The sequence below is a fragment of the Sphingomonas sp. P3_C6 genome (assembly GCF_056402595.1).
Map to the genome: position 1 here is coordinate 46078 of NZ_JBFUHB010000018.1, position 13581 is coordinate 59658.

The window sequence follows — 13581 nt, forward strand, 5'->3', positions numbered from 1 at the left end:
GCTGCGCCGTTCCCGCCATCGATCAAGCGCTCGCCCCGTAAGGCCGACGGCGAAGCCCGATATGGGTTACTTCGGCGTCACGCGGAACATGCCGCCTGGCTTGGCATCTTCAAGCATCCAGATCGCCCCATCAGGCGCGACCTCGACGTCGCGGACCCGCTTGCCGACATCCCACCGCTCCGCAGCAGTCGCGGTATCGCCCTTGATGACGACCCTGTTGAGCGTCTTGCTCGCCATCCCGCCAATCAGCGCAGACCCTTCCCATCCCTTGAACAGGGTGCCGTTGTAGAAGGTGAGGTTGCCGGGCGCGATGACCGGGTTCCAGTAGAGTTTCGGCTTTTCGAACTCGGGCCGGCTGTCGTGGCTAGGATTGGGCACGTCGTTATAGTTGGTGCAGTAGCACACCTCCGGCCAGCCATAATTCTTCGTCGGCAGGATCAGGTTGAGCTCGTCGCCGCCCTTCGGACCATGCTCCACCTCCCACAGCTTGCCGTCAGGCGCGAAGGCAAGGCCATAAGGCGTGCGGTGGCCACTCGACCAGACTTCCGACGGCGTCGGATTGGTCCCAGGGTAGGTATAGGTTTTCAGTACCGGCGCGGTCTTTGCGGCGACCGTGTCTTTAGGCGGCGCGATCAGGGTGACCTGCTTGGCGCCCGTCTTTCCTGCACCCGGATTTCCGGGGGCCGGTTTGCCGTCGAGGGTGAGACGCAAGATCTTGCCCAGTTCCTGGTTCGGATCCTGTGCCGGAGTCATCCGCTGACGATCGCCCACGGTCAGGAACAGATAGTTGCCATCTGGCGAGAAGGCGATCGCGGCGCCGAACTGACCGCCCTGCCCCTTCGGCATCTGCCGCCAGATGACCTCGAGGCCCTCCAGGCTCGCCGTTGCGCCCTTGATGACCAGTTTGCCACGGGCCAGGGCGAGGCTCGATGCGCCCTCGCCGTCGGCCGGAACGCCGGGTTCGGCATAGGTCAGGTAGACACTCTGGTCAGTCGCATATTTTGGCGAGACATAGACGCCAAGCATCCCGCCCTGTCCGCGATAGACCACCGCGGGCACGCCGGTGAGCCGCGTCTTTTTGCCCTCCGGCGTGACGAGCCACACCGGACCTACCTTTTCAGTCACCAGCATGCGGCCGTCGGGCAGGAATGCCATGCGCCATGGAAGATCGAAAGACGCCACCTGAGTCATGGTGAAGGGCAGACCGGCCTCCGCAGCCTGCGACCCGAGATTGACCTGGGCGCTGCCCGCGGTCGAGAGCAGCGTCGCGAGCAATGCGGTCGTTACCATCTTCATCAAATCGTTCCTTCAATACTCGACCACAGCGCCTTGAGGACGCCTGGAGGGGTTCGGTCGCGAACTATATTTGACCGGGCAAGCCGCGCAATATGAATGAGGCGACCAGCATCATTGAGCAACGATTCAAAATTGTTCAGCCCGAGGCTTCGGCAATCTACGAGCTCGAAATTGAGACATCGGTCGCCGGCTGTACGTAGGGCTAGGACGGGCGGCGGTTGCGAAAAATGCGCCTACCAAGTCCACCGTGGCAGCTACTCTCATTCCCACTCGATTGTTCATGCGCCCGTAACCAACTGATTTAAAACGCGAAAAATATTTTTCGTGATTATCTGCCGCTAGTAGGGCCGTCAAAAAGCCAAGCTCCTGATTCCATTCGGGAGTTTTGGCCGCTCTTCAGAAGCCACATTTCGAAGACAATCGGTACGGCTAACCAGCGGACCACGCCTGAGGTTACGCGCCGAAAGCCAGCGCGTCAGCTCCGAAAATACCGTGGATCGACCGCATCGCCGATGTGGGTTCGTGGAACCTGCGATCTCGCCGCATCTCTATTAGCGATAGAGAGCAAGCATGACAAAGACACCAACACGTGTCCGCATCCTCATGACACCTAGTCTAACAGGGGACACGAAGATGATGATCGACCGCAGGCCTACGCAGGCCCGGCCACGGTCTTAACGGGCCTACCGCGGATGATCAGACGGCATGAGCTGCAATTGATCGTCCCGTTGGCCGACAGCACGATCTTCGAGATGGAGAAACGAGGCGAGTTCCCTCCCCGCTCCAACCTCTCGCCCCGTTGTCTGGGACTTGGCAGAGGTCGAGGCGTGGCTTGAATAGCGTCGCTCTGCGTATTTCGCAGGCGAAGCAGATGTCGCCTCCACGGTCGACGTGCGCCATCGCAAATGGCGCCCGGTGAGCCCAAGGGCTGATCCGGATCGACTCCTCGTCGCCGGGCAAACGTCCGTCGACGAGGCAGGCGAGGTCGATACGTGGTACGGTTAGCTGACCGAGCCCAACGGCTGCCGCGGATTACGAACCCAGCGCGCTGAAGCCGGGGTGATCTTCCGGACGGCGAGCCAGAGGCCAATGATAAAGATGCTCGGTCTCGCCGATCGGCAGATCATTGATGTCTGCGATACGTCTGCGCATCAGGTCTTGCTCGTCAAATACCCAATTCTCGTTGCCGTATGAAAGGCTGTATGGGAAATCGGGAAAAGGAATCCCGGCTGTGGCGCGATATGATCAAAGCTTGGGATGTGGGTCAAGCAGAGTCAGGGCCGAACGGCCGAGATTGCCAAGAAGACCAAGCGCTATCCGTCTGATGTGACGGACGAGGAATGGGAACGTTCTGCGCGGCTGGTGCCCTAGCCCGGTCAACGTGGGAGGCCGCACGAGGTGGATTTTCTCGAGGTGATCAGGGCGGTGCGATTACAAATGGAGATATTATGAGCGATCCGTGTAAGGAATTTCCTCATATTTGCCTTGGCAAAAAGCCAGAGTCTGCTCCGGCGCAGACCGTCGATTTCTATTCGGACGGGTCCCTCATCACCTTTGCAGCTGCCGGCACCGATAAAGCGAACGCTTTGATCGTTCCAAATCTGAAGCAGGCGAAGGGTTCGGTCGTCGTCGTGGATCCCGACGGGGGGTATTACCGTGCGACAGCCGACGCGCGGCGATCTCAAGGACAGCGAGTATATCGCGTCGATCCCTTCAGGGTGCTAGGCGAAGCGACCGATGCGATTGATCCGTTCAATTTCATGACTCTTCCCGAACAGGACCAGGGCACGGCCGGTCAGACTCTTGCGAACCTGATCTTTCCCAGCAGCGACTGCGCCAACCATGCCGATGCTCTTGGCCTGGAACTCCTAATCGCCGTCTTGGGCTACTGCGCCACGGTTCCGGAGAAGCGCTCGCTTAAGGCAGCGGTATCCGTATTCTACAGTGACGACGTCATATATAATCTAGCGGTGGTCCTAGACACGATCGGCGGCAAGCTTCCGAAAAGCGTCTATGCATCGATTTCCGCTTTTCTCCAATATTCCGATCAGAAGAGAACGGAAATAATCCAGGCAGTGCATAGTCGTATAGCGCTCCTGGCCGATTTGAGTGAGGACAGCCTGGCGAGCATCTCCCCATCATCCACGCCTCTCGGAGGTTTACTGGAAGGACCGCCTTTCTCGATCTATCTTGTGCTACCCTCGAACCGGCTGCGGTCGCATGCCATGCTCCTTCGACTCTGGATCGGCGTCATGCTCCATGGCTTGGCGAGTTTGGCCGACCAGCGGAGCGTCCTGTTCCTGTTGGACGAGTGCCAGGAGATCGCCCCATTTCCCGACTTCGAAGCCGCCATGAGTTTGCGATGGCCGGCGCGCGCCCTGCTGTGGTCGATCTGGAAGAGTCCCGCGCAACTGCGCGCGCGGCATCCGCAGGCCTGGACGGAGATGCTGGAGAATAGTGGGGCGCTACAGGTTATTGGACCCGTCAGCTTCACGATGGATGCGGAGATCGAGGCCCTGTTCCAAACCGAGCCGGGCACCGCCGCTTCGCTGGTCAAGGGAGAACAGCTGGTCCGGCTCGATCGCAACCTGATGCGACTGCAGACACTGGCAAACTGAAAACGCTGAGGAAACGACCCTCAGAAATTGCCCACGGCGAGCGCCGCATCGTATAGGATTCGATCCAGCCTGCCTTCACTGCTGAACCCCATCGGCCCTCTGGTGGCGTCATCCTGTAGATAGACCGCCTGAACATTCCCTCGAGCCGCCGTCATTTGAAGGTCGCGGAATATCTGCCTGCGATCGACGAACTCCCCGTCCCCTTGGGAAATCGCCACGAGGAAGCGAGCGGCGGATGCGGCCACGCTAGCACTGGGGCTATCGAGAAGGCACATGACCGCCGGAAGAATATCACCCTCCACTTTGCGGAAGCGTTTCGCCGCTTCGTGCGCGGCGCGTTGCACATAGTCGATGTCACGGATCGCAGACGACAGCGCCGGAATCAGCCGATCGGTCACCAGCCGCAATCTACCGAGCAACTGTATCGCTGCCATGCGGCCGGTCCAATGGGGAAGGAATTCCGCCCAGTCCGCGAGGATGGGCTCCCAATGGACCGGATCGATCAAGAGCCAGACCGCCTCCCGCTTGATCGTTCGCGCCACGGTTTCCACCGCGGTCAGCAGATTGGAAATCAGGACGGGGTCGGGCGTAGTCGCGCGCTCCGCGTTCAGCCAAGTTAGCAGAAAGGCCAATGCTTCCTGAGGCTTCTTGATATCCGCCGCAGCGTTTTCCGCATCGGACCAGTATCGCTCAAGATAGACATAGCTAGCGGCACCGATGGCACTCAGGCGCGCGCTTATCTTGTCCGGCGCGGACAACGTCTCGTCGTCGAGCCACTGAAATTCGCTGTCGTAGACGGCACGGGCGGCATCGAGCCGGTCAGGCGCCTGCTCGAAAAGTTCGGACCGGATACATGCTCGCACGGCCTGTGCTGCGCCGCCCTTCATATGCCCCGCCGCACGCCGGATGCCGGCCGGTATAACGGCGAGCCAACTGAGATCATCCCGCCAGGATTTCTCACGACGATGCATTGCGCGGCTTACCCCCTGAAGCAGGTTCGTACGGAGCGCGGCATTGCCGCCGCGCAATGCCTCCAGCATCCGTGTAAGCACGTGATCTTCCGCATAGTCGAGATAGCGCAGAATCCACTGGGCATGCACATGACCGGCGGAGTTCCCCGCTTCGGCGATCCATCGGCTCATAGCCTCCGCGTCGTCGTGGTTTACGGTCTTGGACACCCAGGACAGGGTGGAACGGACCGCCTGCGTCGCATGGGGGTCGCAGGCCCTGCGCGCCACTATGTCCAGCGCCTCTGGCCCCTCCCGTCGAAGCGACCACCGCTGATGCGCCGGATAGCCGATTCCGTAACCGTGGAGAGCCAAGGCCGCTCGGAGGCGCAGCCGGTCGGCCGGCGCCTCAAGGAGGTCGAGGGTAGTCCCGACCACGACCGGATCGCGCGTGCCGGCCTCTGCCAGCGACAGCCGTGCCCAGCTGCGCGCGGGTCCGTCCCCATCCGCCCACCGTTTGACGATCGCATCTGCCGCTCCATCGGCCTCGAACAGCGGCCAAAGATCCTGAACGATGTCCGCCCTGCCCTGCTGGATGAGCTGTTCGAGGATCATCGCCTCTCGGACACCGAGCCTGATCCCGTGAAGGGAGCCGGTCGAGGCGAGCGCCTCCGCGGACTTCAATGCGTTTGCTTTGTCGGCTCTCGGATCCGATAGCACCAGCCAAGCGGCCTCCGCGGAGGCCCTGATATTCCGAAGCGCGCCGACCTCACGAGCGACGGCAGACAGATAGATCGCTCCCCAGACGAGCCCGCCCGATGTCCCTGCGGCCCGGAAAGTGATCTTGCCGCCGGCTTTGCCGTTCACGCGCCAAACCAGCGGTCTGGCCTCAAACGCCGTCCGATGCGTTTCGATCATGCGCGAGACCCGCTCCATTGCCAAGCTTCGCGACCATGATTCCCCGATTTCGGACGCTGCTGCATCGAGTTGTCGGACGACCTCAACGTCATATTGCCAGAAGAGGCGTGCTTCACGGATCAGCTGACTTCGCGCCTCCTCGTCGGCAACCTCGCGGATAAGGGACAGCCCGGCAGCCAACAGGGATTCTCGTCGTCCGCCATGCTCTCCGTAAGCCAAGGCCAACAGCAATCGTGCGTAATCGTCCGCCGGCAGTTCGGAAGACACCATGATCGCTTGATGATTTCCGCCGGTTGCCAAGGCTGCTGTCGCCGCCATTATGCGCTTAGATCCCACCAAGGCCCGCCGGTCGAAGATCGTCCCCGTGGCGCTTCGAATGGACGAGGCGAAACGATGTTCAGCCGACAGGGAGCCATCATCGAGAGGGTCGACGAACACCACTTTGGCTGCCTGTTCTAACAGCTCATCGCGCCCGGACGCCCCCATCTCGGCCAGTTCCTCAGGCGCGATCCAGAAAAGAATCTCGGCACCATACACGTCCCAATCCGCCTCCATCGCCTCCTTTGCGATTGCAGCAAAGGCACCGCCCGTTCGAAAGCGTTCGGCCTTGAAGGTCACGATCAGGTCGGCAATCGCGGGCGGCACCGTTTGGCGTATTGATGCGATGGCGAGGTCCGTGATTCGCACGTCGCCCGCAGCGAAGCGAAAGCCGGCGCGAAAATCATCCTCGCAGCGGATAAGCAGAGAAGCCGTTTCGAAATACAGTTCTGCATCGTCGCAAATATCGTTCAGGCAGCTCCCGAGCGCCCGGCCGGCAAGGAAGCCGTGCTTGCCGCGTGGCATCGTCCACATCGTATCCAGCATCGCGATATAGTGGTCGCGAAACCCTTCTTGGCCGGGCACGGGGATAGGCAGCGACCATTTGCCCAAACATCCAGCGCGAAACGCACTCGTTCGGGAAAGGTTTTCCCAAGCGTCGACCGCTTCCTTGCCCTTGCTCGGCATCAACGACGCCGTTTCGACACCGTCGGCCTCGACATTGCCGCTCAGGGCGAATGCCCATTGTTCGGCATTGAGCATCTTGTGGGTTACGGGATCGGTCGGTGTGACCGGACTGGCCGCGATAGCGCGCGCCAGCAAACGCGGCGATGCGCCGGCCGCCAGAAGCACCTCGGCAGCCGCGCCCAGCAGATGAAGCGTTTCGCGCTCCGAGGCCTCGATCGGTAGCGTAAGCATAGCCAGTCCCCCACCATGGCACAAAAGTGGCCGCAACGAGCGGTTGATCCATGCGAAGCGTTCGATTGCGAGTGCTACGCGGCGTCCCCGATCCTGCGTTCCCAAACTCGTGCGAAGGATCGGTACTATATCGCGGCCCAATGCGGCCATCGCGACCAGAACCTCGCCCTGACAATGCGGATCGTCGCGGCTCCACATTTCATCGAGGGCGGGAAGCAAACTCCGCGCCGCCCTGCGTTCGGAAAGCGCCCGTCCTATCAACGTGGCTAATGGTGTATGGAGCAGATCGCTAACAATGGTTCTGGGATCGAACGTCGGCTGACCCATCCTGAAGTCGTCTGCGGAGTCCCCGGCCAGACCCGCGCCGACAGCCTGCTCCTCCACGGTCTCGGGCTGGAACCTGACACCGCCATACAGCGCAATGATTAGCCAGAGCCAGTCATTGTCCTTTTCGATCCACTGCTTCAGAAACGGATCACTGACGATGCGCTGCCGCATGGGAAGGCGCCTGGCAATCCGGTCGGCGAGCGGAGGTGCTGCGGGATGATCGGCATCGCCCGTCTCGACGATCGCCCGGGCCAACATCTGACGGATCGGCCAATCGAGTTCCGGACGATCATGCGGCAGCGCATCGAGCATCGCTTCGACAATGGTCGGGCCAAGCCAATTCAGACTCCCGAGGAGAACAGCGACTGTGGCGGCGCTTTCCCGTGTGCGCAGGCCACTCAATAAAGCCCTATCGACCAAGTCTGCATAGGAACTGGATCTCAGGCGCCTGAATGCCTGCAGAATATCTATCTGAAGTCGCTGGCTGCTGCCCGATTCGATGCATCGACCGTAAGACGCCAGCAGCCGTTCGACCGTGTGTTCGATAATGGTAGGGGAAATTCCTGGCATGCCGGGCAGTGCGGCAACGAGCGTCATTCCCGCGCGCGGAATGAGAATGCCCTCGTGATCCGCCGCTAGTATGTCCGTGAGAAGCTGCGTCCGAGCCTCTGGCCCCCACCCCGCCCCGTCGATCGTCAGAAATTCGAGTGCAAGCAGCAGCGGTTCGCGCCAGAGCGGATCGTCGAGATGCTCGCGGATCCGCGTGGCGGCTTCCTGCGGATTCGCCAGGAGATGCCGCGCCGCGAGGAATTCGCGAAAGGATGCGTGAAAGAAGGTATAGATGCCGGCACTCTGCTCCGCGAGAAGGCCGACCTGTTTCTGGATCGTCGATAACAGCGTGTCGCGCAGCGCCAGGAATCGCGGATCGTGAGGATCCTGTCGCCGCATATGCGCGAGCGGAGGAGACATAATCTCCCAGATGCGTTGCGTGCCGATCAGAGCGTTGGCAGCCGAACTTTGCTGAAGGGAAGCCGCCAAGGGTTGGAGAGCGGCATGAAGTTCGGCTGGTTGCAACTTGTGGGCCCAGCATTCGGGCCGTCGCAACCAGATGCTTAGCAGATTCTCGGTCAGCCGATGATAGAGCCCAGCCCGCTGCTCCGGGAGATGGCGGTCGAGATAGAAGACGATCGCCATGAGCGTCACGAGCAGTGGATTGCGGGCTAGGTCCCGTACCCGGATACCATCGCCCCCGTCGTATATTTCGGCGAGCAGCCCCTCGGCATCAAATAGCGGGCGGCCTTTGAGAGTCAGCTCGGCATTGACCGCTACGCCCCAGGACCTGGCAAACCGTTCGACCGCCGACCGCAGCATCGGCTCGATCCGAAAATGCGCACAGCCCGCCTGGACAGGCGCGAGTTCATAGCCGACGTTACGGCTCGTAATCAGTATCTGGTTGCCGCCCGAGACATGCGGCGCCGGCCCGTCAGCCGCTATGCAAAGTCGGATAAACTCGTGAACTTCGCGCACGACGGCGCGGCGATTGGCATCCGCGAGTTCGTCGAGGCCATCGAGAATGACCACCGCACGCTGCCCGGCGACTAGCTGCTGGAAGGTCGCATTGAGCTGATCGGCCGTCAGATTGTCCGCCAGGCCGAGCGTGTCAGGGTCCCGCCCCAGATAACGCAGCAGGCTCATCGGTGGTTCACGGGCATCCTGCAGCCGGGCGAGTTCGCGCGCATAGTGGGACACGCTCAGAAAAATTGGCAGGCGTGCCGGCCCGAGGTCGACCAACTCATCGGCAACGGCACTCTGAACGGGTTCGAAATCGACATGGTCTCTCGGCACCTTCACGCGTGCAGGGGTGCCGGACCGCATCTCCTCGAGCAGGTGGCGCGCGCACTGAAGGGCGATCCACTGCCCCAATATCGATTTACCGGTGCCCGGCCCGCCGAGAATGACGAGCTTGCGAATGTCACGAAACAATTGTCCGACGCTGTGGACATCGTCGTCCACCGAGTCCTGGTCGGGCCGAAATCCGGCACGGACGACTTCGGCATCGATTTCGCTCAACGTTTCCGGAGAAATGGTGTCTAACGGTTTGCGGGCGATGTCCTCGACTTCCGCCGAATGAAGGCGTTGGCGCACTCCGAGGCTGGCGTCATCGTCACGCTCGGCGCGAAGCGCGACGTAGACCCGCTCGAGCTCGATCTCAAGCGGGGTCTCGTCTACGCCGTGCAGGGGAAGAAGCCTGAATTTGGCGATCAGGCGCTCGAGATAGGGCTCCAGCCGTCGGTCGAGTTGGGGAACGGCCGTGTCCGCCGGCTCCGAATGATGGCTCAGGGCATCCAATGGCCTGAGCGGCCCTCGACCCAGCTCGCTCACGTGGCTCTTCGGCTTTTCCGGTTTGCGAGACCGGAAATCCTTCCGGCCGGTAAGCCTGATCAGCTCAGCCCATTTCCGATCGAGGTCATCGTCGAACGGTTTTTGCTTCAGCAAATTATAGATGAAGGGTATCCACTCCATTTCCTTGGGCAGGTTTTCTGTTTCTTCGTGCCAGCGATTCAGCTTTCTCTGAATTGACGAGACCTGCGGCCGCTTTGTCCCCCAAGGTAGTTCACTGGCGCTGCTGTCAAAATTCGGAGGCGGGGTCGCCAAGCCGACGAAGATCAGATCGGCCATCTTCTTGATGTCGGCCTTGCTTGTCATCGCGGCGCGGAGAAGCTCCACCCATAGCCGCAGCGCGGTTTCATAATCCCGAACCCTCGATCGGGCCTCTTCGCGATCGCGAAAAGAACGCAATTCGTCACGTGGCATGGCGCGCCCCATCTATATTTGGGATAATGTCGCAGACGCTGATTTGCGCCAAGTTCTTCGTTACGATGCTGAGCAAAAATCACCTACGGAATCGATTTTTCTTCATAGGTCCGTTTCTCTCGACCTCGGGGCCATGGGATTGGGCGCCGCCAGTTTCGCCAGCGCCGGATCGAGTACGTAGTCGATTCGCCGGGCGAGCCGCGTGCGTCGGCCGTGCTGGCGAATAGCCAACATGTCGGACGGCATGTTGAACAGCGCCTCGGGTCCGATGTCGCCAAGCAGCTGGGAGACCTCGTTCGACATCGCCAGCCCGGTATGCCCGAAGGTCAGCACGGTCGCGCAATTGTTGACGATCGTCGCCGAGTCGGTCGGGAACATCGCCTTGAGCTGGCTGAGATCCTGGACGACGAGCATCGCCTTGAGCCCGTAGGACCGCATCAGCGTCACCGCGGGCCGCAGCAGCGGGAAGGATCCAAGCTGGGCCAGTTCATCGAGTATGAAGAGGGTCGGCAGGTCGGGCGGCGCGGTGCGTTGCATGATCAGCGACATCAGCATCGAGACCCATAGGCGGATCAGAGCGCCATAGGCCTCCAGCCGCGCGGGCGGCACGATCAGGAAGATCGTGATCGGCTCGCCCGCGATGAAGTCCGCCAGCGGGAAGCTGGTCTCGTTGATCGCGGGGCCGAGCTCGGGCTCGGCGAAGATGCTCAGATGCTGGACAGCGGTGCTGCGAACGGACGTGCGCACCTTTTCGCCTTCATGGGCCAGGAAGTTCATGAATTCCTCAACGGCGGGCCCGGTCTTGCCCGACAGTTCGGTGTCGAGCGCGACTGCGATCTTGTAGGATAGATCGGCGTCGCATAGGAATCGGCGGATCGCGGCCAGATTGCGGTCATGGACCGGCCGATATTCGACGAAATACGCGAACACCCCGACCAGGAAATCCTCGGCGGTCTGCTCCCAGAACCGGTCGATCAGCGCCGGGATACCCCCCGTCAGCGCGCGCACCGCGGCACGCAGGTTCGAACTGTAATCCCGCGCGCGGGGATCGAGATGCCCCAACGGGTTGATGCCATGGCGACTGCCACGCGCCGCGAAGGGTTCGATATAATAGACCCTCTGCCCCATGGCCCGCCGTTGTTCGCCGGTCACCACCGCGGCCTCGCCCTTGGGATCCACTACGATCATCGATCCCCGGTAGGTCAGCGCATTCGGGATGATCACGTGTCGGCCCTTGCCCGCGCCGGTGGGCGCCAGCAGCAGGCAGTGTCCCTCGATCGTATCGGCGATGAACTCCGGGCAGGGGGTTTCGGGTAGTCCGGGCGCCTGGAAGCCGCAAGGGTGATTGACGACCGCGCCAGCGCGGCCCAGCAGCAGGCGGTTGGACGAGGTATCGCCCCGATCGAGATAGGCCACGGCCGTCATGCGTCGGGCCCTCCCGAATGGTCCGATCCACCGCCATCATGGCCTCCGCCGTCGTGACCGCCATTGTCGTAGCCACCGTTATCGTGACCGCCGTCGTCATGGATATTGCCATAATCGTAGCCGGCCCCCTGATCCGGGCCCGGACCAATATGGCCGCCGAAATCCTGGGCTTGCCACGCCGTGTCCCACGCATCGTGCGCGGCCTCGCTCCAGGTCATTTTGTCGTGAGCGCCCGGCCCGTCCTGGTTCCAGATCGCGGAATGATCCTGGTGCTCGTCCGGTTGGAACGCCGGCGGCTGCTCTACCGGCATGGTTTCCTGAATGGAGTGCCAGGCATCAGGGCTCGGTGGATCGAAGGCGTGCTCGATATAGGAATGGACGGGGATCTCGACCGGAGGTGCCTTGTCGATATTCGCGGATCCCGCTCCGACGTAATGGCCATGCTCGCATGGCCCGTAATTGGATTGCCAGTCGTTCGGGCCGATTTCGGACAGATCCGGCCCCGGCATCCGTTCAGCCGGGAGATAATCCGGGTGGAACACGTCATAGGGGCCGACATCGGCGATGCGATGATCCGCAATGGCGCCGATGCCGCCGACCGGGGATGCCATGTCCATGCTGCCGCTTCCCAGCAGCATGTGCGTTTCGGGATGGTAATCCGCCTGGCCGCCGGGCGGCGGCAGGTGTTCGCCATCCTTATGCTCGCTGCCGGTCAGGTGATGATAGGCCGCGTCGAACGCCGGATCCGCCTGAAGGTGCTCGCGCAGTTCGGACGGAAGGATCACGCGCATCGTGTCCGTCGGCACGGTGGTGCCATTTTCCAGCTTCACGTCATGATCGCCGAAGACCGACATCCACAGCTGTTCGATCGGCGAGCGCACATAGATGAGCCCGCTATGCTCGTCGACGTAGCAGTCGCTCTCGACGGAGTTCTTGGACGCGAAATGGGGCGAGAAATCGTTGCGGGCAAGATCGGCGGCGCGGGCGGCGTCGTCATGCTCGTCGATGAAAGAGCTTGGGAACAGAGCCCGGAGTGGATTGGTCATCGTTGTGTCCTCAAAGCTGATCGGGGCGGAACAGCGGTGGGCGGGCCGCGCGGATCGTCGGCCGGTCGAGCGACAGGGTGAAGCCGCCTTGCAGATAGTTCGCCAGCGTCTGGAGTTCTGCCGGCGTGCCCGCGCCCGGGATCAGCAGCGCCCGTTCGACGCCGCGGGAATCCCGCCAGACGAGGCGCAGATCGGCGCAGTTCAGCACGCGTTGCCATCCCACCGCCACGACGCCGGCGGCGATGAAATCGCCATGGGGAATGATCACCGATCCCTTGTTGTAGGGCCCGCCGCTGATCAGCAGTTGATTGGCCCAACCGCGATTCAGGTCTCCCAAGCAGGAAACCGCGATCCGCGTTTCCGGAAGAAGCGCGCGATGTACGGCCGCGCCAAACAGCGCCCAGCCCGGAATCTCGATCAGCCCCGCTAGGATCGGATGTCGATAGACCGCCAGCACTGCCCCGAGCAGAAGCAGCCCGCCGCCGCCGAGGAACAACCCCGACCAAGCCTGCAACATTTGCCGGCGATGATAGGTGATGCGCTGACTCGCCTGCGGGACGATCCGCCCGGCGGCGCCGAAGCTCAGGCAAAGCGCCAGCCATGCCAGCGCCAGCGCACCCAGAAGGTGTTCGAAAGCGGCGAGCAGATAGGTACCCGGAACGCCACAATCGGCGGCGACGCGGGAAAGCCTCGATAAGCCGATCCACAGCAAGCCATGGCTGCCGGCGAAGAGGCAATGCAAGCCCGCCAGGAAAAGGACCAGCGCGACTGCACCGATCGCTCCCGCGATCCGCCGGCGCAGCGGATCGGACCAGTCCTCCTGAACGGTCAGGCCGGTGGGCAGATATTGGGTGAAGAGCGGCGGATGCGATCGCGAGGGAGAAGACGTCCCCCCTGTCGTCGGGGGCGGACCGCCCGCTTGCCGGGGTTCGAAGGATCCCTGATACATGCCGT

8 protein-coding genes are annotated in these 13581 nt (G+C 61.9%); 2 read left to right on the forward strand and 6 right to left on the reverse strand.

The window, feature by feature from the left end; genetic code table 11:
- Nucleotides 1-66: 66 nt before the first annotated feature.
- A complete protein-coding gene (locus AC1DT7_RS16555; RefSeq protein ID WP_478037134.1) occupies nucleotides 67-1296 on the reverse strand; it encodes a PQQ-dependent sugar dehydrogenase in 1230 nt (409 codons plus the stop codon).
- Nucleotides 1297-1988: 692 nt separating this feature from the next.
- Between AC1DT7_RS16555 and AC1DT7_RS16560 the strand changes: the two genes are divergently transcribed.
- Entirely contained in the window at nucleotides 1989-2132 is a 144-nt protein-coding gene (locus tag AC1DT7_RS16560; protein ID WP_478037135.1) for a helix-turn-helix transcriptional regulator, read from the forward strand.
- A gap of 196 nt (nucleotides 2133-2328) precedes the next feature.
- Here the strand turns inward: AC1DT7_RS16560 and AC1DT7_RS16565 are convergent, their stop codons facing one another.
- Nucleotides 2329-2520, reverse strand: a complete 192-nt coding sequence (locus tag AC1DT7_RS16565) for a DUF1348 family protein (RefSeq protein ID WP_478037167.1) — start codon at nucleotides 2518-2520, stop codon at nucleotides 2329-2331.
- Between the two features lie 224 nt (nucleotides 2521-2744).
- Between AC1DT7_RS16565 and AC1DT7_RS16570 the strand changes: the two genes are divergently transcribed.
- Nucleotides 2745-3914: a type IV secretory system conjugative DNA transfer family protein gene (locus tag AC1DT7_RS16570; RefSeq protein WP_478037136.1), complete on the forward strand. Its 1170-nt coding sequence runs from the start codon at nucleotides 2745-2747 to the stop codon at nucleotides 3912-3914.
- Between the two features lie 20 nt (nucleotides 3915-3934).
- Here AC1DT7_RS16570 and AC1DT7_RS16575 read toward each other — a convergent pair whose 3' ends face one another.
- From AC1DT7_RS16575 to AC1DT7_RS16590, 4 genes are all read right to left on the reverse strand, one after another.
- A complete protein-coding gene (locus AC1DT7_RS16575; protein ID WP_478037137.1) occupies nucleotides 3935-10156 on the reverse strand; it encodes a hypothetical protein in 6222 nt (2073 codons plus the stop codon).
- A 102-nt stretch (nucleotides 10157-10258) separates the two neighbouring features.
- Nucleotides 10259-11581, reverse strand: a complete 1323-nt coding sequence (locus AC1DT7_RS16580) for a type IV secretory system conjugative DNA transfer family protein (RefSeq protein WP_478037138.1) — start codon at nucleotides 11579-11581, stop codon at nucleotides 10259-10261.
- Nucleotides 11578-12627 (reverse strand): hypothetical protein, encoded by a 1050-nt coding sequence (locus tag AC1DT7_RS16585; RefSeq protein WP_478037139.1) that lies wholly within the window; start codon nucleotides 12625-12627, stop codon nucleotides 11578-11580. Before AC1DT7_RS16585 ends, AC1DT7_RS16580 begins: the two co-directional genes overlap by 4 nt.
- A 10-nt stretch (nucleotides 12628-12637) precedes the next feature.
- Nucleotides 12638-13576, reverse strand: a complete 939-nt coding sequence (locus tag AC1DT7_RS16590; RefSeq protein WP_478037140.1) for a hypothetical protein — start codon at nucleotides 13574-13576, stop codon at nucleotides 12638-12640.
- Nucleotides 13577-13581: the final 5 nt, after the last annotated feature.